The following is a 24,025-nucleotide window of genomic DNA, read 5'->3' as shown; positions in this document are numbered from 1 at the left end:
GAGGGAATGGCGTCGCGCGGAGTCCAAAGACTGTCGCCGGTTCCCCGGGAAACACCCTGTGGGCAAAAAATGGCAAATATGAGTACTGTTGCTATCGTAGTGTCATATTGCCGGCATAAGATAATAGACATAACAGAAAATATGTTCATTAACCTTAACACATATAAGCCCGCTATAGAACTATTTGAGTAATTTAGGGGCGCTTGCAAGCCGTGCGGGCAGCATACGGGGCTGTTTTGGCTGTTACTAAAAAGGTAACAGTACTCATATTTGCCATTTTTTGCCCACAGGGGCTGGAAAGGACCGTCAATTCGGCTCCAGGGGATGCGGTCCAAGGGCCGCAGAACGAAAAATGGGGGCGCTGGTTGTCCTGCGCCCCCATTCTTTGGGTATTGCGGTTGTTTGCCGCCGGTTGTTACGCCGCTTCGTCGAACTGCGAATTGTACAGGTCGGCGTAGAAGCCGCCTTGGGCGAGCAGCTCGTCGTGCGTGCCCTTCTCGACGATGTCGCCGTCGCGAATCACCAAGATCACGTCGGCGTTGCGGATCGTGGACAGGCGATGCGCGATGACAAAGCTCGTGCGGCCCTGCATCAGCGCATCCATGGCGCGCTGAATAAGCTCCTCGGTACGGGTATCGACGTTGGAAGTCGCCTCGTCCAAAATCAGCGCCGGACGGTCGGCCAAAATGGCGCGGGCGATGGTCACGAGTTGGCGCTGGCCCTGTGAGAGGTTGGTGCCCTCCTCATTGATCATAAAGTCGTAGCCGCCGGCGAGCGTATGGATAAAGTGGTCGCAGCGTGCGGCGCGTGCAGCGGCCTCGACCTCGGCGTCAGTCGCATCGGGACGTCCGTAGCGGATGTTCTCGCGGATGGTGCCGTTAAACAGCCAGGTATCCTGCAGCACCATGGCAAACTCGCCGCGCAGCGCCGCGCGATCCCAGTCGCGCACGTCGACGCCCTCGACACGCAGCGAGCCGCCGTCCACGTCGTAGAAGCGCTGCAGCAGCTTAATGAGCGTGGTCTTGCCAGCGCCGGTGGGGCCGACGATGGCGATGGTCTGACCGGGCTGCGCCTCGCAGCTAAAGTCGTGGATGATGGTCTTGTCGGGCGTGTAGCCAAACTTGACGTGGTCGAACTCAACGTGGCCGGGGCGCTTCTCGGGAATCTGGGCGTCGGCCTTCTGCTCCTCCTCGGGCGCGGCGAGGAACTCAAAGACGCGCTCGGTGGCAGCGGCCATCGACTGCATCGTGTTGCTCACGTTGCCCAGCTGCTGCACGGGTTGCGTAAAGTTGCGCACGTACTGGATAAAGCTCTGGATGTCGCCGGGCGTGGCATTGCCGGTCAGCGCGAGCTGTGCGCCCACCACGACAACGCCCACGTAGCCCATGTTGCCCACCAAGCTCATAAGCGGCATCATCAGGCCCGATAGGAACTGCGAGCGCCAGCCACTAATAAAGAGACGGTCGTTTTGACGGTCGAACTCCTCGATTGAGGCCTCGGCGCGGTCGAACACCTGAATAACGTTCTGGCCGGCAAAGTCCTCCTCGATAATGCCGTTGACGGCGCCCAGGACTTGTTGTTGCTCGCGGAAGTACGGCTGCGAGAAGTGAATCATCACGGTCAGGATAATCGCGGCTGCCGGCAGCGTGAGCACGGTAACGCCGGTGAGCGGCAGGCTGATCGACAGCATCATGACGAGCACGCCGATAATCTGCGTCACCGACGTGATGAGCTGCGTCACGCTCTGGTTGAGCGACTGGCCGAGCGTATCGACATCGTTAGTGATGCGGCTGAGCACGTCGCCCTTGCTGTGGCCGTTGAAGTAGCTCATCGGCACGACGGCAATCTTGGCGGCGATCTCCTTGCGCATGCGGTAGCAAATCTTTTGCGTGACGCCGGTCATGAGCCAGCCTTGGATCAGGCTGCAGGCAGAGCTCGCCAGGTACAGGCAGAGCAAAAAGCCGAGCGTCTTGGCGATCCAATCAAAGTCAACATCGCCGGTGCCGTTGACCTTGGCGACCAGGCCTTCGAACAGCTTGGTCGTAACCTGGCCGAGCACCTTGGGTCCCACAATGTTAAAGATGACCGAGCACACGGCAAAGGCGACGGCGGCAAACACGGCAATCTTGTGCTGGCCGATATAGCCGAGCAGCTGCCTCATGGTGCCCTTAAAGTCCTTGGCCTTTTCGCCGCGACGCATGCCGCCCATGCGGCCCATGGGACCGCGCTGGCGGGTGGGCTTGGGAATCTGAGTCTTGGTCTCGTCGGCCATTAGCGCTCGCCTCCTTCCATGACGCCTGCAATTTCTTCTTGGGTAAGCCCCAGCTCCTCGGCGGAAAGCTGCGACTGTGCGATCTCCAGGTACGCCGGGCAGCTGCGCAGCAGCTCCTCGTGCGTGCCGGTGCCCACTACGTGGCCGTCGTCGAGCACGATGATCTGGTCGGCGTGCATGATGGTCGCGATGCGCTGGGCCACGACCACGAGCGCGGCGTCGGTAACGTTTTTGGCCAGCTCCTCGCGTAGACGCGCGTCGGTCTTGTAGTCGAGGGCACTAAACGAGTCATCGAACACCACGACCTCGGGCTTTTTGGCCAACGCGCGGGCGATGGCCAGGCGCTGGCGCTGACCGCCCGAGACATTGGAGCCGCCCTGGCTGATGGGGGAGTCGTAACCGCCCTCACGCTCGGCGATAAAGTCCTCGGCCTGTGCGATGCGCGCGGCCTGGCGCATGTCATCATCGCTCACCATGTCGCCGGCAAACTTGAGGTTGCTCTCGACGGTGCCCGAGAACAGACGACCCTGCTGCGGAATATAACCGATGCGGCGGCGCAGCTCGGAAAGGGTCATGTCGCGCACGTCGATGCCGTCGAGCGAAATGCTGCCGCCCGTGACGTCGTACAAGCGTGGAATCAGCTGCACGAGCGTGGACTTGCCCGAGCCCGTGGAGCCAATGATGCCGAGCATCTGACCGGCATGTGTGGTGAAGTTCACGCCGCTGATGACATCGGCGCGGGCATCGGGGTACTGGAAGCTCACGTCGCGGAAGGTGAGCTCACCGCGCGGCGCGCTGGCTGCGGGCAGTTTGGGCGAGGCAGGGTCGTTGATGCTCGTGGGGCAGGTGATGACCTCTTCCACGCGCTCAGCTGCGACCTCGGCGCGGGGCAGGATGACCGAAACCATGGTGAGGATCATAAACGCCATGACGATCTGCATAGTGTAGGAGATGAACGCCATCATGTTGCCGACCTGCATCACGCCGTCGGACACGCCCTGCGCGCCAAACCAGACGATAAGCACGGTGATGCAGTTCATGACGAGCATCATGAGCGGCATCATAAAGCTCATGGCTCGGTTGGTGTAGAGCTGCGTGGTCATCAGGTCGAGCGAAGCCTTGTCAAAACGCTCGAGCTCATGCTCCTCGCGGTTGAACGAGCGGATGGGCATAAGGCCGTCGAGCAGCTCGCGGGCGGTAAGGTTCACGCGGTCCACAAAGCTCTGCATCTTTTTGAACTTGGGCATGGTGAGGCCCATAAGCACGCCGACGACGGCCGAGACCGCGATGATGGCCACGGCGATGGTCCACTCCAGGCCGGTGTGGTTGGCCAGGACACGCATGACGGCGACGATGCCCATGACGGGGGCCATCAGACACATGCGGATAAACAGGGTTGCGGCCATCTGAATCTGCTGAATGTCGTTGGTGCAGCGGGTGATGAGCGAGGCCTGGCTAAACTTGCCCACCTCGGCCGGCGAGAAGTGCATAACCTTGTTGAAGGTCTCGCGGCGCAGGTCGCGGGCGATGGAGCAGGCGGTGCGCGAGGCCACGGCACCGGTCAGGATGGTGGCGACGAGCGAGATCAGGCACAGACCAAACATCGTGGTCGCCATGCGGCCCAGGTAGGCGTTCTGCACGTCGGCGGGGTCGATGCCCTGCGCCTTGTACTCGTCTTGCACATAGCTCACGGCGCGTTGGGTCACGATGGAGCCCGACATGGAGCCCATTTTGTCCGCCATATCGTTGGCGCCCTCGACGAGCTTGCTTTGGTCTACCAGACCGCCCTTGACACCTAGGCGCATACTCTTCATGGTGATCTTGCCGCCGTCGGCATCAATCTGCTTTTGCATGCTCTGCGCCGCTGCGGCCTTCTGCTGCATCTCGGCGAGTTGCTCGGGCGTCATCGCCGCCGTCTGCTCGGGCGTGGGCATGGCCTGGGCGCCGCTGTTGTCTTTTTCACCGGACGTGCCCATCATGTCGCCCATGGAGTTGGCGTCAATACCCTGGTTGAACGAAAGGACGACAGTCTCGGGCAGACTCATGATGTCGGCAATCTTGCCGCCGTCGGCGCGCTCCTCCTCGGTGCCCTTGTACGTTCGAATGCCGTTATTGTCCGCCTTGCTAAACACGGCCTCCACAGACTTGGCGTCTTTGGTGCTCATAAAGAGTTCGAGGTCGTCGAGCGATTCGGCACGGATGGTGTCGGGCACGGGCGACGCGATGCCGCCTTGCTGCACACCCACGTCGACGATGTCGCTCATATAGGTAGGCAGCGCCAGATCGGCGTTGCAGCTGATTACGATAAGTACGATAGCTGCGAACAGTGCCAGGATATGTTTTTTAAAGAGCTTGAGAATCCTCACTCGGCATCTCTCCTTTCTTGATTGCGGTCGATAATTTCGTTGGCACGTCTTAGAAGGCGCACCATCTCCTGGGTATCTGTTTCGCCGAGCTGCTCGAGGAAGGCCGCGGTGCGGTCCTCGAATTCCCGGCGTTTGATTTCGATGACCTGGAATCCCTTGTCGGTCACCGTGACGTGTACGCGACGACGGTCGGTCTTTGAGTGCTCGCGCTCGACCCAACCCTTGGCCTCGAGGGCGCGCAGGATATTGGCGATACGGGCGCTCGAGACCCAGGCACGATCGGCGAGTTCGCTCGGCGTGAGCGAGCCGCCGGCGCGCATGAGGGCGCGCATGACGGCCATCTCGCCACCCAGAGCCTGGTCGGCAAAGCGCGAAACGCGCTGGTGCATGCTGCCAAACTCGGTAAAGAGCTGACGCCCAAGCTCATGGAAATCGGTATCTTCCACCGAAAACCCCTAACACTAGAAACTATTTTCGGTGAAAGATGATACCCGCGTATTCGGGTCTCATGCAGTGGGCAATATAAAGAGCGCATAAAGAGTAAAAAATTCAATCGCTGAAGCGTTTCAAAGAACTATTATGCCCGCGGTTAGGCGAGGGGTTGTCACCACCATGACGACTGGGACTCATTTATCGCCACGTGCGATGCTCCAACTTCCCGCAAGGAGACACCTGAATCAAGGGGGTTGGAGTCATGGCATTTGACTTCACGGGCAAAACCGCGATCGTTACCGGTGGCACTCAGGGCATTGGCCTCGAGATTGCCAAGGGCATCGTTGCGGGCGGCGGACACGTCGCGCTCATCGCAAGGAACGCTGCTAAGGGCGAGGCCGCGGTGGCCGAGCTTGGCGAGGGCAACAAGTTCTACCAGCTCGATGTCGCCGATGCACCCAAGGCGCGCGAGACTGTCGAGCAGATTTTTACGGACCTGCCGCAAACCAACATCCTGATCAACTGCGCTGGCGTCATCAGCACCAAGAAGTTCGACGAGATCGATGACACCGAGTGGCGTCGCACCATCGACATCAACCTCAACGGTACCTTCACCATGATGAATGCCGTGTACCCGCACTTTAAGGCGGCCCATGCCGGCACTATCGTCAACGTGAGCTCTGTTGCCGGCAAGATCGGCGGCGGCCTGCTCGGCACCGCGGCCTACGCGAGCTCCAAGGCCGGCGTCAACGGTCTAACCAAGGCAGTCGCCAAGGAAGGCGGCAAGTTCGGCGTCCGCTGCAACGCCGTGTGCCCGTCGCTCACGTTGACCGATATGACCTCGATTCTCTCTGACGAGAACTCTCAGCGCATCATCAACGGTATTCCTCTGGGCCGCGCCGCCCAGGCCAGCGAGCCTGCGCAGATGGTGCTGTTCTTCGCTTCCGACCTCGCCAGCTTCGTGAACGGCGAGATCGGTGACTGCGACGGCGGCATCGTCCTGGACGGGTAATACCCCACGACGATTGTTCGGCGACGGCTCCTGCGACTCGGGACCGTCGCCTTCTTTCTGATATAGGCGCGTGCGGCTACGAATCGCATGCATCCAAAGGAGATATATATGAGTGAATCGACTGCGGTGGAGGCGCCGGCGGCAAAGGAGCCGTTCTTTAAGATGTCCTCCATCCCGGGTGCCAATATTTTGGTGCCGCTTTTGTTGGGCTGCCTGCTCAACACGCTGTTCCCTGACCTGTTCAAAACGCTCGGCAGCTTTACGCTTGGCATGACCCAGCAGGGTGCAGGCCCGCTCGTGGGCGCTTTTTTGCTTATCGTCGGTACGACGATTTCGTTTAAGAGTGCTCCTGCCGCCGCTGCCCGCGGTGCCATCATCATCGCCGTCAAGCAAATCGTGGTCGTTGCCGTGTCGCTGCTCATCCTTTATGTGTTCAACGACAACCTGTTTGGCATCTCTGCCATGGTGATGCTGGCGGCTTGCACCGGCGCCAACAACGCTATGTACGCTGGTCTGATGGGCACCATGGGCAATGAGGCCGAGCGTGGCGCTGTCGCCATCACCACGCTGGTTGTCGGCCCTCCGGTCACGATGATCGTGCTCGGCGCTGCCGGCCAGGCTCCGATCGGCTGGTCGCTCGTGGGCGCCATCCTGCCGATCGTTGTCGGCATTATTCTGGGCAACCTCTTCCCCAGCTTTAAGAAGATGATGGCGCCGGCACTTTCCGCCGTCATCGTGCTCGTCTTCTTTGCCATGGGCTCGACCATGACCTTTGGCCAGCTCATTAATGGCGGTCTTCCCGGTATTCTGCTCGGCGTGATCTGCTCGGTGATCTTTGCAATTCCCGTCATCGCGGTCGATAAGCTCACGGGCGGTACGGGTGTCGCAGGTGCGGCCATTTCGAGCTGCGCCGGAGCCAATGTGGCCACGCCTGCTGCCATGGCAAGCGTCAACGGGGCCATGTACGGCGGCGCCGTGCTCGCGACGGCTACGGCACAGGTTGCTGCCTGCGCAATCGTGACGGCTATTTTGACCCCGCTGGTCACCAGCTGGTGCTACAAGCATTTTGAGGGCCAGGGTCACAGCAAGGCAACGACCGACAAGGCCTCCGCAGCCGCCTAATGCCAAGCGACAATCAAAGCTAAAAACTAGTCACGCCATAGGGCGGCCACGGGGGATCCTGTGGCCGCCCTGCAGTTTCTGTAGGGTCTCTGTGACACTTTACCCTGCTAAAGCTGGCATAACAGCTAGAGCGAACGTCGTACAAAGGCAAGGAAAAATAACATACAAATCGGTGAACGGTAGTTGTTCGCGCTCGCATTTCCTGCGGGTTTGTAAAAAACGCCCTTATGATATAAAAAAAGAAACATATAACAGCCCAGATGGAGAGGGTCGCTATGTTATCCTTCTCAAACGGGTGAAATCTTGGGTTTTGGGTTGCAGTTCCAAGGTGGACAAACGTTTTTCCCTGCACCAACGTGTGATGAAGAACGGAAGAAGCCGGTAGTGCAAACCGAAAATTCAAGAATTCAATAAGCAGCGGTGTGAGAGAGCGCCGCATTACACGTAACTAGGAGCGTGGTTACACAATGCAGGAGGCATGGGAAGGCTTCAAAGAAGGCATTTGGACGGGAGAGGTTGACGTCCGAGACTTCATCCAGAAGAACTACACCCCCTATGAGGGCGACGAGTCGTTCCTCGCCGGCCCGACCGAGCGTACCAAGGAGCTGTGGGGCGAGGTTCTCGACCTGCTGCTTAAGGAGCGCGAGCAGGGCGGTGTCCTCGATATGGACACCAAGACCGTCACGGGTATCGTGAGCCACCCCGCTGGCTACATCGATAACGCCCACCGCGAGAAGGAGACCATCGTCGGTCTCCAGACTGACAAGCCGCTCAAGCGCGCTCTGCACGTCAACGGCGGTATCCGCATCGCTTGCCAGGCTGCCAGCCAGCACGGCTACAAGGTCGACGAGAACGTTGTCGAGCGCTACACCTTCGAGCGCAAGACCCACAACGCCGGCGTCTTCGATGTTTACACCCCCGAGATGCGTGCTTGCCGCTCGGCTCACATCATCACCGGTCTGCCCGATGGCTATGGCCGCGGCCGCATCATCGGCGACTACCGTCGTGTTGCCCTGTACGGCGTCGACTACCTGATCAAGGACAAGGAGGCCCAGAAGGCTTCCACCCCGACGGTCATGACCGCCGACAACATCCGCGACCGTGAGGAGCTGCAGGAGCAGATCCGCGCCCTCGGCGAGCTCAAGATGATGGCTGAGACCTATGGTTTCGACATTTCCAACCCTGCTACCAACACGCAGGAGGCCATCCAGTGGATGTACTTCGCCTACCTCGCTGCCGTCAAGGAGCAGAACGGCGCCGCTATGTCCATCGGCCGTACCTCTACGTTCATCGACATCTACGCTGAGCGCGACCTTGCCAACGGTACCTTCACCGAGGAGCAGATCCAGGAGTTCGTGGATCACTTCATCATGAAGCTCCGCATGGTCAAGTTTGCCCGTACCCCCGAGTACCAGGCCCTGTTCACCGGCGATCCGCAGTGGGTCACCGAGTCCATCGGCGGCATGGGTGTTGACGGCCGTACGCTCGTTACCAAGATGAGCTACCGCTACCTGCACACGCTCGAGAACATGGGCACCAGCCCCGAGCCCAACATGACCGTTCTGTGGTCGACCCGTCTGCCCGAGAACTTCAAGAAGTTCTGCGCCAAGACTTCTGTCGCCAGCTCCTCGATCCAGTACGAGAACGACGACCTCATGCGTGTCTATCATGGCGACGACTACGGCATTGCCTGCTGCGTGTCCTCCATGCGCATTGGCAAGGAGATGCAGTTCTTCGGCGCCCGCGCCAACCTGGCCAAGTGCCTGCTGTACGCACTCAACGGCGGTGTTGACGAGGTCTCCAAGAAGCAGGTCGGCCCCAAGTACCGCGCCGTTGAGGGCGATACGCTCGATTACGACGACGTTGTGGCCAAGTACAACGACATGATGAAGTGGCTTGCTGGCGTGTACGTCAACTCGCTGAACATCATTCACTACATGCACGACAAGTACTGCTACGAGCGCATCCAGATGGCTCTGCACGACAAGCACGTGCACCGCTGGTTCGCTACGGGCATCGCTGGCCTTTCCGTCGTGGCCGACTCCCTGTCCGCCATCAAGTACGCCAAGGTCCACCCCGTCCGTGATGAGAACGGCATCATCGTCGACTTCGAGACCGAGGGCGAGTTCCCCAAGTACGGTAACGACGACGACCGCGTCGACCAGATCGCTCACGACGTTGTGCACCAGTTCATGGAGTACATCCGCATGAACGACACCTATCGCAACTCCGTGCCCACGACCTCGGTTCTGACCATTACCTCCAACGTCGTGTACGGTAAGAAGACCGGCTCCACGCCCGACGGCCGCAAGGCTGGCCAGCCGTTCGCCCCGGGTGCTAACCCCATGCACAAGCGCGATAGCCACGGCGCCATCGCTTCGCTGTCTTCGGTTTCCAAGCTCCCGTTCCGCGATGCTCAGGACGGCATCTCCAACACCTTCTCCATCATCCCGAGTGCGCTCGGCAAGGAGGACCAGGTGTTCTTTGGCGATATCGACCTTGATCAGCTGGGCGAGTAACTATTGTTAGTGCTATACTAACAATAACGATTACTGATTAGCGCGCCGGTTTCGGCCGGCGCCTATTAATCGAAGGAGACACATTATGAAGGTTTCTGAAGTTTCCGAGACTCAGGCCGATAACCTGGTCCACATGCTCGACGCTTACGCTGAGAAGGGTGGCCACCACCTGAACATCAACGTCTTCAACCGTGAGACGCTGCTCGACGCTCAGGCTCACCCCGAGAAGTACCCGCAGCTGACCATCCGCGTTTCCGGCTATGCCGTGAACTTCCACACGCTCACCAAGGAGCAGCAGGACGAGGTCATTGCGCGTACCTTCCACGACAAGTTCTAAAGGGTTCAACTCCTGTAGGATTACTGGGGCCGGTTTTGGGTTATTTCCCAAAACGTCCTCGGACATGCAAAGAGGCTCCGCTGCGCGCGTTGCGCGGCGGAGCCTCTTTGCGTCCTGCGGGATGTTTTGGAAAATAACCCAAAACCGGCCATGTGGGGTCCTTTGGAGTCACCCTTTAGGCGGAACTCTCCTAATTATTTGGATGAGTCGTTTACTTACTTGTGCTGTTACCGTCTTCCCGCTGTTGTTGGGGTATGCTTTGTTCGTATGTAAACGTATGACATGTTGATGGGGGAGGTTGCTATGGCTCGCGAGGGCGCTCGTTCTAAGGATTCAGCTAAGCCTGGCATCAAGGAAGTTGCAGCGGTGGCGGGGGTTTCGCCTACTACGGTATCTCGCGTGCTTAATAATCGCGGCTATATTAGCCAAGAGACCCGCGATAAGGTCCATGCCGCGATGAAGCGCATCAACTATACGCCCAACGATATCGCCCGTGCCATGCTCAACGGTCGCCTGAATCTAATAGGTATGATCGTCCCCTATGTCAGCAGCCCGTTTCATGCACAAGCGGTTCAAGCCGTTGAGCGTACCCTGGCCGAAAACGGTTTTAAGATGCTGCTGTGCAATAGTGCCAATCGACCTGATCTTGAGCGTTCTTATATCGATATGCTTCGGCGCAATATGGTTGATGGCGTCATTGTCAACTCGCTTAATATCGGTGCCGAGGCGTATGCCGAGATGGGTTTGAGTCTGGTTGGTATCGACTGCGACCTTGGCGAGGCCTCTGTTCAGATTGCGAGCGACAGCTATAGTATCGGCGAACTTGCCACGCGTCGCCTGATCGATGACGGGTGTTCGCGCATCCTGTGCCTGCGCAGCAATAGCCGCATGCGCATGCCTGCCAATAAGCGTACCGATGCCTACCTCGATGTTGTTGAGCAGGCCGGTTTGCCCGCGCTTGTCCGTGAGGTCGAGTTCGTTAAGCCCGACGACGAAAAGAGCGCGGTCGTTGCGAAGATCCTCGATGAGAACCCCGATATTGACGGCATCTTTGCGGGAGACGACACGATGGCGGCTATCTGTCTTAACGTGATGAAGCAGCGCGGCTTGAGCGCTCCGGGCGATATTAAGGTCGTGGGCGCGGATGGTGCCCGCCGCACTATGACGTTTATGCCTGACTTAACAACCGTACGCCAAGATATCGATCGCATCGGAGAGCTCGCGGCGCAATCCATCATTGCTCTTATTAACGGCGAAAAGCCCGAATCGAATATCAAGCTCCCCGTTGAACTCATTGAGGGTAAAACCGCGTAGTTCATCCCGTGCCAAAAGAATTCCTCAAACACCTCTGATGACCGTTCGCCGGCATATGTCAACCGTTTGCCGACGACTGGAACTGCGAAAAGACGTATTGGTGTGAAAACGTTTGACATATGAAAACGATTGACATATCTTGCAGTTGTACCGAGTTAGTATCTCGTGAGAAAGGAAGTCTCGGATGCACAAGGTGTATTACCAGCCTGAGGGAATTTGGGTAGGCGACATCATGCCGTACGGCGAGGACGGCACGTTCTATCTCTATCATCAGCGTGACACGCGAAACCCCGGACCTTTCGGAGAGCCGTTTGGCTGGGCACTCGCGACAACCAAGGACTTCGTCAATTACAAAGACTTTGGCGAGAGCCTTGAGCGTGGCGGCGACGAGGAAGTCGACCAGTATGTTTATGCCGGCACGGTGTTTAAGGTGGGCGACAAGTACCATGCGCTCTACACTGGTTGCAATCGCGATAAGGTCAAGGCACGCTTGATGAAGCAGGTTCTTCTTCACGCAACGAGTGACGACGCCGTCAAGTGGGAGAAGAACATCGCCGAGACGCTGCTTCCGCCCCAGGAGGGTTACGATGACCGCAACTGGCGCGATCCCTTTGTGCTTTGGGATGAGGAGAACGAAGAGTACATGCTCATCCTCGGCACGCGTGTGGGCGAGGACAAGCGTCTGATGACCGGTCGTCTGGTCAAGTTCACCTCCAAGGACCTGGATACCTGGGAGTTCCAGGGCGACTGGTGGAATCCGGGCCTGTACACCATGTTCGAGATGCCTGATCTCTTTAAGATGGGCGACTGGTGGTATCTGGTGTTCTCCGAGTACAGTGATGGCAACAAGACCCGTTACCGCATGTCTCGCTCTATCAACGGTCCTTGGATCACTCCTGCGGACGATTCCTTCGATGGCCGCGCGTACTATGCCGCGCGTACCGCATTTGACGGCGAGCGCCGCGTTCTCTTTGGTTGGGTTCCTACGCGTGACGAGGGCGGCGACCCCAGCTCTTACCTGTGGGGTGGCACCTTTATGCCCCTCGAGATCGTTCAGCGTGCCGACGGAACGCTCGGCACCAAGCTTCCTGATAGCATGCTTGGCGCCTTTGGCGAGGCTAAGGCAGTCGAGGCCTTTGAGCTCTCCTGCGAGTCGGGCAAGGTCGAGCAGGTGCTCGCCGCGGATGCCGGCTCCACCTATATGCTCGATGCCGACATCGAGCTCGCCGGTGACGCTGCCGGCTTCTCGGTGAAGCTTGCCGAGGACGCCGAGTCCGGTCTTGCCTATGAGTTCCGCGCCAACCTGCGTGAGGGCAAGCTCGAGTTTACGGCGGCCCCCCAGTATCCGTGGTTCCAGGTCAACAACATGGGCCTCGAGCGTCCGTTGTTCTTTAAGGGCGAGGGCACTCATCATGTGCGCCTGGTCGTCGACGACGACATCGCGACCATCTTTGTCGATGATGTTGCGCTTAACGCTCGATTCTGCAATAAGCAGGGCCAGGGTGTGGCGCTGACGGTCACCGACGGTACGCTTAAGTGCGCAAATGCAACGATCGCGTCTCTGTAATGGCATCAAAACGTCTTATGCTTTCGTAAAGGAATGGAGAGGAACATGGACTACAAAGTAGTGTCTCAGCAAGTCGTCGATAACGTCGGCGGTCTGGAGAACATCGAGGGCGCCACGCATTGCGTTACGCGTCTGCGTCTGGTGCTCAAGGATACGAGCAAGTACAACAAGGCCGAGCTCGAGAACATCGATGGCGTCAAGGGCGTGCTGTACAACAGCGGCCAGCTCATGATCATCTTCGGTACCGGTACCGTCAACAAGGTTTACGATGAGTTTATGGCTCTGACGGGCGTTAAGGAGATCAGCGCTTCCGAGGTCAAGGGCGCCGAGGCGGACAAGAAGGGCAAGTTCTTCTCGGTCCTCAAGGTATTCTCGGACATCTTTATCCCCATCATTCCCGCTTTCGTCGGCGCTGCTATCATCATCGGCCTTAAGTCGCTGATCGTTGCCAACGGCCTCTTTGGCATGGAGGGCAGCCTCGCCGATCACAGCGAGTTCCTCAAGAACCTCGCAAGCTTCTTTGCCATTATCGCCACCACCTTCGACTACCTACCTGTCCTGGTTATGTACAGCGCGGTCAAGCGTTTTGGCGGTAACCCGATCCTGGGCATCCTCGTCGGTATCGTCATGGTTCACCCGAGCCTTATGAACCGTAACACGTTCGTTATGGACCCGACGGGTGCTGAGTACTGGAACTTCGGTCCGCTCTCCATTCCCATGGTTGCTTTCCAGGGCGGCGTGTTCCCTGCAATCCTGACTGCCTGGTTTATGGCCAAGGTCGAGAAGATTGCCCAGAAGTACATCCCCGAGGTCGTTTCGTTCGTCTTTGTCCCGACCGTTACCCTGATTCTTGCTAACGTCGCCCTGTTCACCGTGTTCGGCCCGCTCGGCAACCTGATCGGCGACGTCCTCGCCGGCGTAATCGATATCCTGTACAACAGGATGGGCGTCTTCGGTGCCTTTGTCTTTGCCGCATTCCTGCAGCCGCTCGTCGTTACCGGTACGCATCAGTTCATCCAGGGTATCGAGGCAAACCTCGTTGCCACGACTGGCTTCAACTACATCCAGGCCATCTGGTCGGTTTCCATCATCGCCCAGGGCGGCGGCGCCATCGGCATGTACCTCATTCACAAGAAGCATTCCAAAGAGCGCAACATCTGCATGTCGTCCTTTATCCCGACGCTGGTCGGTATCTCCGAGCCCGCAATCTTTGCTGCAAACATGCGCTACTCGATCATCCCGTTCATCTGCGCTTGCATCGGTGCAGGCTGCGGCGGTGCCTTCGTGAAGCTCTTTGAGGTGCGCGCCATCGGTCAGGGTCTGACCGGCGTGCTTGGCCTGCTCATCGTCACGCCCGAGACGCTCGTGTGGTATGTGGCTGGCAATCTCATCGCCTTTATCGTGCCGATCGTCTTGATCTTTGCCTACAACAAGGCAAAGGGCGTGCCGACCACTGATGAAGAGGGCGCTGGTGCTGGCTTTGATGTCAGCTTCTAGTTGAGCCGTTCAGCGTAATCTGAGGATAAGTCCATTTGGGGAAGGGCGTTCGACTCGTGTGAGTCGAGCGTCCTTCCCCATAGACGAGAAAGTCAACGGCGATGTTTAATCAAAAAAATAAGGTGACACGCGCGGACTATGAGCAGTGGCGTGCCGGACAGGATGAGACGGCGGGTCGCATCGCGTCCGACCCCGATAGGCTCCTGTTCCATGTGGAGCCTGAGCTTGGCTGGCTCAACGACCCCAACGGTTTGGTGCAGATCGGTGATACGTATCACATCTATCACCAATACGATCCATTCGATGCTGCGCATGGCGGTCCAGTGCTTTGGAATCATCTGACAACAAAGGATTTTGTGACGTACGAGAATCGCGGCCCTGTGCTGTTCCCCGATTCCGATTTGGATTCGAGCGGAGCGTATTCTGGTTCTGCCTTTGTACACGACGGCAAGATTCACTACTTCTATACCGGCAACGTCAAGCATTTTGACCGCGATGATTACGACTACGTGTTGACGGGCCGTGAGCAAAACCAGATTCATGTGGTTGCCGAGAACCCCGACGAATTGGGCGAGAAGCGCATAGCTGTTGGGCCGGTCGATTACCCCGACGATATCGGTACGCACGTGCGTGATCCCAAAATCCTTGAACACGATGGTATCTACTACATGGTTCTGGGCGCTCGTACGAAAGACGACCGCGGCTGCGTGCTTGTCTATACCTCGAGCAATCTAGAGGACTGGAGCTATGCGACGCGCATTGAGTTGGGCGAGAAGTTTGGCTTTATGTGGGAGTGCCCCGATCTGTTTGAGCTCGATGGTGAGCTTATTCTCGTTTGCTGTCCGCAGGGTGTGTCCGCCGATGGATGGCGTTACCGCAATCCGCACCAGTGCGTGTGGTTTCCCATCGAGGCCGATTGGGAGGCGCCGAGTTTTAAGATCGCCGGGCAGGGCATGCCCCCGATGGTCGATGCCGGCTTTGATTTCTACGCACCGCAGTCTTTTGAGGATGCTGCGGGTCGGCGTTTGATGATCGGGTGGTCGGGTTGCCCCGATGCGACGGCAAAAAGCCCGACGGTGGCACGCGGGTGGCAGTGCGCGTTGACGGTGCCGAGAAAACTGAGCATGCGCGATGGTAAGCTCTGTCAGCAGCCGGTGCACGAGATTGAGAGGATGCGCGGCGACTGCGTTTGCGCGACAGGCGGTGAAACCGTTGAGGAGCCGGGCCGCCTGTTTGATCTTGTGGTTTCCTGTGAGGGCGCCCAGGTGATCGAGCTCGAAATCCGCAAGGGTGTCTTTGTGCGCTATGCAGACGGGATGCTTACCCTCGACATGGGTGACGAAGGCTATGGGCGCGACCAGAGGTTGATCGAGCTCAGCGAGCTTCGCGACCTGCGCGTGCTTTCGGACACTACGATGGTCGAGATTTTTGCAAATGGCGGCGAGGCGGCACTTACGAGCCGTACCTATTCGCCGGCGGTTCCGGCGATGGAGCTGCACGCCGAGGGTGCGGCATCGATGAATTTCTACCGCCTCGTGCATTAACCGTGCGTGGAGCACGATTGGATTTGCTGGACGGAATGTGTCGCAGTTGTCGCGGCCAACTACCGCTTACCGCATATAGCGACCGTTTGTGGAATAAGTAACCCTCCTTAATAAACCGTGTGGAATCCTAGATAAGCACGGAGTTTTCCAGGGAGACGCTGTCCTTTGTTGTGTGCAAGGGGCGGCGTCTCTTTGGCGCTTGGACGCCGTTGTGCAACAGTGCGGCGGCGCGTGCCATGTATTGAAAAGCCAATGTCGAGATGGGTCGTGATAATAATGGGCAAGTACGTAATCGTGGTTGAGTCTGGGTCGGATGTGACGCCGGAGCTCTGCGAGCGCTACGGCATCGTGCGCGTGCCCATGCATGTCACGATTGGTGACGAGACCGTCGAGGACGGCTCGATCGATCCGCTCGAGATTTATTCGCGCTGCAACGAGTTTAGCGTGATGCCCAAGACCAGCGGCTGCGCGCCTGCGGATTTTGCTCACGTGTACGACCGCATTCACGCTGAGCAGCCCGATGCGACTATTCTGCATCTCGCGTATTCCGAGGCCACGACCTGCTCGCATCAATCATCGAAGATCGCCGCCAAGGGTCGCGACTACGTGTTCTCTATGGACACGCGCTTTGTCTCGGTAGGCCAGTCGCTCGTTGTCGTCGAGACCGCCAAATACATCGAGGCTCACCCCGATGCCACCGTCGACGAGATCTTTGCATTTACGAATTCCGTCATGGACCGCGTGCTGCTGGGCTTTGTTCCTACCGATCTTGCCTTTCTTAAGGCGGGCGGTCGCTTGTCCAACGTCGCATTCCTTGGCGCCCATCTGCTCAAGATTAAGCCCTGCATTGAGGTGACGGGCGGCAAGTTCGTGGCGACCAAGAAGTTCCGCGGCTCTATGCTCAAGTGCGCCCGCGCCTTTATTGACCACATGGTTGCGAAGGGCGAGATTGACTACTCGCACATTGGCCTGGCGTATTCGGTGGGCCTTTCCCAGGAGCTGCGCGATGACATGGAGGTCTATGCGCATGATCTGGGCTTTAAGGACGTTACCTGGACTCAGGTCGGCGGCGTCATCTCGAGCCATTGCGGCCCGACCGCCTTCGGTGCGGTGCTCACGCTTAAGGCGTAAAGGCCGCAGGCGAGCGTTCTTCAGCCTGACATCTCGACGTAGCCCCCAGCCATGGTGATGGGGGATAGATTAAAACGTGCCGTTCTAGTCCGAGACGTTTAAACGCAAACGCATGGGCTAGAATGACTCTGGCATTTTAATTGGTTGCATCCAAGGAGAGGCAAGGTAGCGCGAATGGCAGAAATGACGCTTGAGGGTGTGGACGCTCGTCCCGAGGACTCTGCGTTTGCCCTTGGCCGCGTGCATTCGATCGAGACGATGGGAACGGTCGACGGACCCGGCATCCGCTTTGTGGTGTTTGTTCAGGGCTGTCCCATGCGCTGCGCGTATTGCCACAATCCCGATACCTGGTCGGTCAACGGCGGCACCATGGTGACCGTCGAACACCTGATGGATGAGTTCCAGAGTAACCACGAGTTCTATCGCAGCGGTGGCATTACGGTGTCCGGCGGCGAGCCGCTCCTGCAGCCCGAGTTTTTGGCCGATCTGTTTCGTGCTATGCATAACAACCCCGATGGCCGTGTACATACCTGCCTAGATAGCTGTGGCTATGCATTTGACCCCAACCACCCCGAGAAGTTCGATGCCGTGCTCAACGAGACCGACATGGTACTGCTCGATATTAAGCATGCCGACCCGGTCGAGCATAAAAAGCTGACCGGTTGCGATCCCGCACGCATCTTGGCGTTCGGCGATGAACTTGCACGTCGCAAGATCAAGGTCGTTATCCGCCACGTGGTGGTGCCGGGCATTACCGACACGGTGGAGGAGTGCGAGAAGCTCGGTCGCCTCATCGCTCCATGGCACAACGTGGTGGGCCTGGAAATGCTGCCGTATCACACGATGGGTGTCGTCAAGTACGAGCAACTGGGCATTCCCTATAAGCTTGAGGGCGTACCTCAGATGGATACCGCGCGCATGCCCGAGCTGCGCAATGCCGTTATGGCCGGTATGAAAAAGCGCCGTGCGGAGCTCAGGTCGGCCATCGGCTAACAAGCCATTTTTGCCCCTTTATGATACCCGAGCTGTACTGGCCTAACGGCTTGGTGCTGACACGGTTGAGCCAAAATGCTGGTACCATACCGTGGATAAGCAATTTGCACGGATTTGGGGGATGGCATGGCAACCATCGCGATCATAGGCGCACTCGAAAAAGAGGTTGCGCAGATTAAGGAAGAGCTGAGTGGCACGCATGAGTCGCAGGAGGCGGGCTTGACTGTTGTGAACGGTGGGCTTTCGGGTCTGACAGTAGTCGCCACGACGGCAGGCATGGGGACCGTGAACGCCGCTGCCGCAACGCAGCATCTCATCAGCAAATACGCCCCGCAGGCCGTTGTGTTTTCGGGCATTGCGGGCGGCCTAAACCCTAAACTCCATATTAACGACGTGGTTATAGGCAAGTGCCTGCGCTATCTGGATACCGATACGGCACTCATCGCCGAGTCGGCGCCGGGGCTCGAGGAGTTTGTCTCGACACCGGCGTTGGCTGATGTTGCCGCCGCCGTGCTTGCCGAGCATGGATTTGTGGATGCCTCGGCGGATGAGACTTCTGCGGAGAAGGACCCCAAGCAGTTCCTGTGTGGCACTATCGCCACGGGTGATCGCTTTGTTACGGGTGACGCCATGCGTAACGCTGCGATTGAGGCCACGCATGCCGATTGCGTCGAGATGGAGGGCGCGGCAATTGCGCACATCGCGGCCAAGAATGGTGTCGATTGCCTGGTACTGCGCGCTATCAGCGATAATTGTGACGAGGCATATGACGCGTTTTGCGAGCGCGAGTTCGATCTGGACGAGTACGCTCGCACCGCGAGCGGCATCACGCTTGACATCGTTCGTCGTATCGCCGCCGCGCAATAGCACGCCCGTTTTGTAAGAACCTACGACCAAGGAGTGTCCATGGCCGATTCCATTAACTATCAGCTTGCCAAGTTTGTTGCCAGCTACGGCAAGGTTTCGCAGATCCCCGAGCCCACCTGTCCCGAGGTGAGCTTTGTGGGCCGCTCCAATGTGGGCAAGTCGTCTATCATGAACAAACTCTTTGGCCGCAAGAACCTGGTCAAGGTTTCGAGTACGCCGGGCAAGACGAGCAACATCAATTTCTTCGAGGCCGACGACGTGCACTTTGTGGACCTGCCGGGCTACGGTTTCGCCCGTCGTTCCAAGGCCGAGCGCGACCGCTGGGCTGAGCTTATCGGCGACTTCTTCGACTCCGAGCGCAGCTTTAACCTGGTCGTATCGCTGGTGGATATTCGTCACGACCCCAGTAAGCTCGACCATGACATGATCGATTACCTGCAGGGCAACGAGTTCAACTTTATCGTCTGCCTCACCAAGGCCGACAAACTCAGCCGTACCCAGCAGGCCCGCCAAGCAGCAGCCATCAAAAAGCAGCTCAACGTCCCTGCCGAGAACGTGATCATCACAAGCTCCCAAACCGGTACCGGCATCGACGAACTCAAGCGCCGCATCGCCGAGGCCTGCCTCTAGTGAGTGCCCCTTACCAGCAAGAGCCCCTGCCAATAAAAATCAACTATCAGCCTGGCGCCCCTTCAAAGCGTGGGTCCCTGTAGACATCCTCAGCAAGGTAGGCGCAGGGACGGTCGGGATATTCCCTCAAAATCATTCCGCAGCGCGAAGGCCCCTTGTCCGTCGCTCCGTAGGAGCAGGACAAGGGGCCTTCATGCGCGAGGACGATTTTGAGGGAATATCCCGACCGTCCCGGACAGGTATATGAGGAGGATGTCTACAGGTACTCGATTTGAGCGCCTTCCGTGTCGCACGTGAGGATATGCGTGTCGCACTTGGGGAACTGCTCGCGCAGCTTGACCTGCAGGAACTTTGCCACGATGGTGTCGTCGGTCACAGCCATGAGGGTCGAGCCCGAGCCGCTAATCCAGATGGTTTTAGCGCCGCCGTTAAGGCAGGTGTCGCGCACGGCGTTGTAGTCGGGAATCAGGCGGCGACGATAGGGCTCCTGAATGCGGTCGTCATTAGCGGCGGCAATCAGGTCAAGGTCGCCGGTCTCCAGGCCGCGCGTCATGCCGGCGATGCGGCCCATTTGCCATACGGCGGTGGAGAGTGGAATCTCCTGCGGCACGACCTTGCGCGCCTCGCTCGTATGTACCTCGTAGGGTGGAATCACGGTAATAAAACGTAAGCGATCGCTCACCTCGTAGCGCAGACACTGGGGGAGCGAATCAGTCGGTGTAAAGGAGCAGACGGCGCCGCCCAGGATAGCGGGGGCGACGTTATCGGGATGGCCCTCGACCTCGGTGGCAATGCGGACGAGCTCGGCGCGGTCGACGGTATGGCCCGTCAACGCGGCGGCAGCCATGATGCCGGCGACGACGCAGGTGGAGCTGGAACCCAGGCCGCGGGCGACGGGCACGTCGGTCTGAATGTCGATGGCAACGGGAAAAGCCGGCTCGCCCCAGGCGGCCAGTGCATCGACAAAGCTCGCATAGACCAGGTTATTCTCGTTTTGGAACTCCTCGGGGCAGCCCGTGATGGTGAGTTTGTCGGCGCGCTCGAAGGTGAAGTGCGAGTAGAGGCTGACGGCCATGCCGAGGGTGTCGTAGCCAATGCCTAGGTTGGCGCTTGTTGCTGGGACGGTGATCTTGATCATGTGAGTCCTCCTGGCGTGCCTGGCTGTTTAGTTCGCTGCTCGGGCAGTCCTGCGCAAGAAGGAAAGCACATTAAGTGCTTTCCTTTGCGTGCGGAACTCGCGACGAACTAAACAGCCAGGCACGCTATGCACGTTCGTCATCATCCCGGTAGGTATCTGATAAAAGAAGGTGCGCCGGCTTTCGCCGGCGCCTTATAAGGGGTTTAGTTGGTAGCCATCTTTTTTGCAGCCTGCTCTACGTAGTTGGCCATGTCGGCTACGTCGCAGACGTCTTCGAAGCGGACGGGCTTGGACTCGAGCTCGGCTAGCTGGACCGGGGCAACCGTGTTGGTTGCCTGCTCGAGCACACGCATAGCCTCAAAATCATCCTCGGGAACATCGAGGCCCAGGGCGTCGCAGCAGGCGCGCGGGAACTTGTAGGGGCTGGCGGTCGAAAGCAGCACGCGAGCCTTAGCGCCCTCGGCGGGGGCGACCTGCTCAAAGACGTGATAGCCGCAGGCGGTGTGCGGGTCGATCACGTAGCCGTTGGCGTCCCAGCAGTTCTTGATAGCGGCGCGGACCTCGTCCTCGCTAGCCCAGCCGCAGCCAAACACGCTCTGGATCTTGGTCAGCAGCTCGGCGGGCACCTCGTAGCGACCGGTCCGGGCGAGCTGCTCCATAAGGTCGGCAACGAGCTCGCAGTCGCCATCGGACAGGAAGTAGAGCATGCGCTCCAAGTTGGAGCTAATAAGGATGTCCATCGACGGCGAGATGGTCGTGAAGAACGGACGGTTGCGGTCGTAGACGCCGGTGGTCAGGAAGTCGGCAAGCACGTTGTTCTTGTCGCTCGCGACGATGAACTTGGCGACGGGCAGACCCATGCGCTTGGCGTAGTAGCCGGCCAGGATATCGCCAAAGTTGCCGGTTGGCACGCAGAACTCCACGGCATCGCCGGTCTCGATGGCGCCGGCGCGCAGCAGCTGCGCATAGGCGGCAAAGTAGTAGACGACCTGCGGCACCAGGCGGCCGACGTTGATGGAGTTGGCGCTCGAAAGCACCGTGCCGGCGGCCTCAAGACGCTCGGCAAGCTTCTTATCGGCAAAGATGCGCTTGACGGCACTCTGGGCATCGTCGAAGTTGCCGCGGATGCCGCAGACGGCGACGTTATCGCCCTCCTGCGTGGACATCTGCAGATTCTGCACGCGGCTGACTTTGCCCTCGGGATAAAAGACGGTGATGCCCGTGCCCGGAGCGTCGGCAAAACCGGCGAGTGCGGCCTTGCCCGTGTCGCCCGACGTGGCGGTGACGATCATGATGCGCTCGGCGCCGCCGTCCTTGGCGGAAGTGCGGGCCATCAGACGGGGGAGCATCTGCAGGGCGACGTCTTTGAAGGCGCTTGTGGGGCCGCCAAAGAGCTCCATCACATAGGTCTGAGGGACGTCAGCGCCCGGCGCAGCGTCGAGTTTGACGAGCGGCGTAACCTCTTCACTCGCGAACGTGCCGCGGTATGCCTCGTCGACACACGCCGAAATTTCTTCGGCCGTGTAATCATTCAGTAACATTCCCAACACATCTTGAGCGATTTCAAAGTACGATTTATCTGCAAGCGAGCTGATATCGACCTGCTGGGTGCCGAGCTCGTCCGAGACAAACAAACCCCCGTCGGGAGCGATGCCGGTACGGATTGCCACCTTACTTGAGCACGATAAAGTGCGTCCTCGTGTACTATGATAAGTTCCCATATAACACTGCTCCTCGGATGCCTTGGTCCCAATCGGTGAAACCATGGTATCAGAGCGTGCAAAATAGGTTCGCAGAGGCTTTTTAGAAAGGTAACCTCCAGCCCATGATTAAGATTGCCAAGTTTGGTGGCTCGTCGGTCGCCGACGCCGAACACTTCAAGAAGATCAAGGCCATCGTCGATGCCGACCCGGCTCGCCGTTTTGTGGTGGTTTCCGCCTGCGGTCGCCGTTTTAAGGGTGACACCAAGGTGACCGACCTGCTCTATCTGGTCAATGCGCACGTTAAGTACCACGTGTCGTGTGAGGAGCTGCTCGAGGACATCGGCCAGCGCTATTTTGATATCGCTGATGAGTTGGAGCTCACCTATCCCATCCGTGAGGAGTTCGCGGCCTTTGCCGAGCGCGCCCGCTCGGGCGGCTACTCCACCGAGGAGCTTGTGAGCCGTGGCGAGTACTTTACCGCTCGCCTGATGGCTGAGTACCTGGGCCTACCGTTCCTGGACGCCGCGACGGTTGTGGCGTTCCATCACGACGGTACGCTCAGCATGAATCGCACCTCTGAGCTGGTGCAGGAGTACGGTCAGCAGGGCGGCTTTGTTATGCCCGGTTTCTACGGCGCGACGCGTGAGGGCCAGATCAAGCTGCTCGATCGTGGCGGCGGCGATATTTCCGGCTCGATCTTGGCCAAGTGCCTGGGCGCCGACCTGTACGAGAACTGGACCGACGTCTCGGGCTTCTATTCTGCCGATCCGCGTATTGTTCCCGAGGCTCAGCCCATTGCGCGCGTTACCTACGAGGAGCTGCGCGAGCTTTCGTACATGGGCGCAAGCGTCCTGCACGAGGAGGCCGTGTTCCCCGTGCGCGAGGCGGGTATTCCGCTGGTCATCAAGAACACCAATGCGCCGCAGGACCCCGGTACCATCATTAGCGAGACGGCTGATGAGGGCGAGGCGGAGCCCATCATTACCGGCGTGACCGGCAAGCGCGGCTTTGTCGCCATCAACGTTGCCCGCGACCGCACCAAGCCCCGCGTTGGCTTTATGCGCCGTGCACTTTCGGTCTTCGAGCGCTATGACGTTTCCGTCGAGCATATGCCCACCGGCGTCGACCGCTTTGGCGCCGTGGTGCAGGAGCAGGATGTGCACGATTCGCTGTACTCACTCGTGGGCGACATCCAGCAGGAGGTCGAGCCGCTCGAGATCGAGGTTGTCGAGGGTCTGGCGCTCATCGCGACCGTCGGCCGTAACCTGCGCGGTCGTGCCGGCATCTCGGGCCACCTGTTTGGCATGCTTGGCCAGGCTGGCGTGAGCGTGCGTATGATTTCGCAGAGCTGCGACGAGATCAATATCATCATCGGTGTGGAGGAGAAGGACTTTGATCTGGCGATTCAGACCATTTACCGCGCCTTCTCCGACGAGAACGGCATTGTGAAGGTCTCCGATCTGGAGGCTCCCGCGCCGGTCGATCCCGCTCTGGTCGCGCTCCACAAGTAGCTGCTATCCCAGTAGATTTTTGGACTTGCCTCAAAAATCTATGGCGGGGCGTTTCGTTTCGGTTTCGTTT

Annotated in this window: 18 protein-coding genes; 13 read left to right on the top strand and 5 right to left on the bottom strand. The window is 58.8% G+C overall.

What is annotated here, in order from left to right:
• Positions 1-415 precede the first annotated feature (415 nt).
• The 3 genes from PMX70_RS08530 to PMX70_RS08520 are packed head-to-tail and all read right to left on the bottom strand — an operon-like array spanning position 416 to position 5,084.
• On the bottom strand, positions 416-2,272 hold the full coding sequence (locus PMX70_RS08530) for an ABC transporter ATP-binding protein (protein WP_271743370.1): 1,857 nt from the start codon (positions 2,270-2,272) through the stop codon (positions 416-418).
• A complete protein-coding gene (locus PMX70_RS08525) occupies positions 2,272-4,638 on the bottom strand; it encodes an ABC transporter ATP-binding protein (protein ID WP_138340126.1) in 2,367 nt (788 codons plus the stop codon). Before PMX70_RS08525 ends, PMX70_RS08530 begins: the two co-directional genes overlap by 1 nt.
• Complete coding sequence (locus PMX70_RS08520) at positions 4,635-5,084, bottom strand: MarR family winged helix-turn-helix transcriptional regulator (protein ID WP_050766108.1); 450 nt, start codon at positions 5,082-5,084, stop codon at positions 4,635-4,637. Before PMX70_RS08520 ends, PMX70_RS08525 begins: the two co-directional genes overlap by 4 nt.
• A gap of 248 nt (positions 5,085-5,332) precedes the next feature.
• Between PMX70_RS08520 and PMX70_RS08515 the strand changes: the two genes are divergently transcribed.
• From PMX70_RS08515 to yihA, 12 genes are all read left to right on the top strand, one after another.
• Positions 5,333-6,082: an SDR family NAD(P)-dependent oxidoreductase gene (locus PMX70_RS08515; protein WP_006234857.1), complete on the top strand. Its 750-nt coding sequence runs from the start codon at positions 5,333-5,335 to the stop codon at positions 6,080-6,082.
• A 108-nt stretch (positions 6,083-6,190) separates the two neighbouring features.
• Positions 6,191-7,204 carry a 2-keto-3-deoxygluconate permease gene (locus tag PMX70_RS08510; RefSeq protein WP_271743369.1) on the top strand — a complete coding sequence of 338 codons (1,014 nt, stop codon included), beginning with the start codon at positions 6,191-6,193 and terminating at the stop codon, positions 7,202-7,204.
• A 467-nt stretch (positions 7,205-7,671) separates the two neighbouring features.
• Entirely contained in the window at positions 7,672-9,723 is a 2,052-nt protein-coding gene (pflB, locus tag PMX70_RS08505; RefSeq protein ID WP_055310750.1) for a formate C-acetyltransferase, read from the top strand.
• A gap of 85 nt (positions 9,724-9,808) precedes the next feature.
• Complete coding sequence (grcA3, locus tag PMX70_RS08500) at positions 9,809-10,060, top strand: autonomous glycyl radical cofactor GrcA3 (protein WP_006234861.1); 252 nt, start codon at positions 9,809-9,811, stop codon at positions 10,058-10,060.
• Positions 10,061-10,363: 303 nt separating this feature from the next.
• Complete coding sequence (locus tag PMX70_RS08495) at positions 10,364-11,374, top strand: LacI family DNA-binding transcriptional regulator (protein ID WP_233504626.1); 1,011 nt, start codon at positions 10,364-10,366, stop codon at positions 11,372-11,374.
• 184 nt (positions 11,375-11,558) lie between these two features.
• Positions 11,559-12,941, top strand: coding sequence for a family 43 glycosylhydrolase (locus PMX70_RS08490; protein ID WP_117743236.1), 1,383 nt, complete (start codon positions 11,559-11,561; stop codon positions 12,939-12,941).
• Between the two features lie 45 nt (positions 12,942-12,986).
• Positions 12,987-14,438: a PTS transporter subunit EIIC gene (locus PMX70_RS08485; protein ID WP_040358954.1), complete on the top strand. Its 1,452-nt coding sequence runs from the start codon at positions 12,987-12,989 to the stop codon at positions 14,436-14,438.
• 101 nt (positions 14,439-14,539) lie between these two features.
• Complete coding sequence (locus tag PMX70_RS08480) at positions 14,540-15,982, top strand: glycoside hydrolase family 32 protein (RefSeq protein WP_117766532.1); 1,443 nt, start codon at positions 14,540-14,542, stop codon at positions 15,980-15,982.
• A 276-nt stretch (positions 15,983-16,258) separates the two neighbouring features.
• The gene (locus tag PMX70_RS08475; RefSeq protein WP_271743368.1) at positions 16,259-17,113 is read left to right on the top strand and encodes a DegV family protein; all 855 of its coding nucleotides are present in this window, start codon (positions 16,259-16,261) and stop codon (positions 17,111-17,113) included.
• Positions 17,114-17,287: 174 nt separating this feature from the next.
• Positions 17,288-18,106: a pyruvate formate-lyase-activating protein gene (gene pflA, locus PMX70_RS08470; protein ID WP_117766536.1), complete on the top strand. Its 819-nt coding sequence runs from the start codon at positions 17,288-17,290 to the stop codon at positions 18,104-18,106.
• 126 nt (positions 18,107-18,232) lie between these two features.
• Complete coding sequence (gene mtnN, locus PMX70_RS08465; RefSeq protein WP_117766538.1) at positions 18,233-18,973, top strand: 5'-methylthioadenosine/S-adenosylhomocysteine nucleosidase; 741 nt, start codon at positions 18,233-18,235, stop codon at positions 18,971-18,973.
• A 39-nt stretch (positions 18,974-19,012) separates the two neighbouring features.
• A complete protein-coding gene (gene yihA, locus PMX70_RS08460; protein WP_271743367.1) occupies positions 19,013-19,603 on the top strand; it encodes a ribosome biogenesis GTP-binding protein YihA/YsxC in 591 nt (196 codons plus the stop codon).
• 256 nt (positions 19,604-19,859) lie between these two features.
• Here the strand turns inward: yihA and thrB are convergent, their stop codons facing one another.
• On the bottom strand, positions 19,860-20,741 hold the full coding sequence (gene thrB, locus PMX70_RS08455; RefSeq protein WP_271743366.1) for a homoserine kinase: 882 nt from the start codon (positions 20,739-20,741) through the stop codon (positions 19,860-19,862).
• 203 nt (positions 20,742-20,944) lie between these two features.
• Positions 20,945-22,462: a threonine synthase gene (gene thrC, locus PMX70_RS08450; RefSeq protein WP_271743365.1), complete on the bottom strand. Its 1,518-nt coding sequence runs from the start codon at positions 22,460-22,462 to the stop codon at positions 20,945-20,947.
• Between the two features lie 104 nt (positions 22,463-22,566).
• On the opposite strand from thrC, the gene PMX70_RS08445 reads away from it, so the two are divergent.
• A complete protein-coding gene (locus tag PMX70_RS08445; RefSeq protein WP_117766542.1) occupies positions 22,567-23,955 on the top strand; it encodes an aspartate kinase in 1,389 nt (462 codons plus the stop codon).
• The last annotated feature ends 70 nt before the right edge of the window (positions 23,956-24,025 follow it).

The organism is Collinsella aerofaciens, from assembly GCF_028206795.1.
Taxonomy (GTDB): domain Bacteria; phylum Actinomycetota; class Coriobacteriia; order Coriobacteriales; family Coriobacteriaceae; genus Collinsella; species Collinsella aerofaciens_AX.
Note: the sequence above shows the minus strand (reverse complement) of the source record. Positions and strands in the feature narration are given on the sequence as shown.

Coding starts and splice junctions, on each gene's coding strand:
- PMX70_RS08530 (WP_271743370.1), bottom strand. CDS start 2,272: ATGGCCGACGAGACCAAGACTCAGATTCCCAAGCCCACCCGCCAGCGC.
- PMX70_RS08515 (WP_006234857.1), top strand. CDS start 5,333: ATGGCATTTGACTTCACGGGCAAAACCGCGATCGTTACCGGTGGCACT.
- PMX70_RS08510 (WP_271743369.1), top strand. CDS start 6,191: ATGAGTGAATCGACTGCGGTGGAGGCGCCGGCGGCAAAGGAGCCGTTC.
- pflB (WP_055310750.1), top strand. CDS start 7,672: ATGCAGGAGGCATGGGAAGGCTTCAAAGAAGGCATTTGGACGGGAGAG.
- grcA3 (WP_006234861.1), top strand. CDS start 9,809: ATGAAGGTTTCTGAAGTTTCCGAGACTCAGGCCGATAACCTGGTCCAC.
- PMX70_RS08495 (WP_233504626.1), top strand. CDS start 10,364: ATGGCTCGCGAGGGCGCTCGTTCTAAGGATTCAGCTAAGCCTGGCATC.
- PMX70_RS08490 (WP_117743236.1), top strand. CDS start 11,559: ATGCACAAGGTGTATTACCAGCCTGAGGGAATTTGGGTAGGCGACATC.
- PMX70_RS08485 (WP_040358954.1), top strand. CDS start 12,987: ATGGACTACAAAGTAGTGTCTCAGCAAGTCGTCGATAACGTCGGCGGT.
- PMX70_RS08480 (WP_117766532.1), top strand. CDS start 14,540: ATGTTTAATCAAAAAAATAAGGTGACACGCGCGGACTATGAGCAGTGG.
- PMX70_RS08475 (WP_271743368.1), top strand. CDS start 16,259: ATGGGCAAGTACGTAATCGTGGTTGAGTCTGGGTCGGATGTGACGCCG.
- pflA (WP_117766536.1), top strand. CDS start 17,288: ATGGCAGAAATGACGCTTGAGGGTGTGGACGCTCGTCCCGAGGACTCT.
- mtnN (WP_117766538.1), top strand. CDS start 18,233: ATGGCAACCATCGCGATCATAGGCGCACTCGAAAAAGAGGTTGCGCAG.
- yihA (WP_271743367.1), top strand. CDS start 19,013: ATGGCCGATTCCATTAACTATCAGCTTGCCAAGTTTGTTGCCAGCTAC.
- thrB (WP_271743366.1), bottom strand. CDS start 20,741: ATGATCAAGATCACCGTCCCAGCAACAAGCGCCAACCTAGGCATTGGC.
- thrC (WP_271743365.1), bottom strand. CDS start 22,462: ATGGGAACTTATCATAGTACACGAGGACGCACTTTATCGTGCTCAAGT.
- PMX70_RS08445 (WP_117766542.1), top strand. CDS start 22,567: ATGATTAAGATTGCCAAGTTTGGTGGCTCGTCGGTCGCCGACGCCGAA.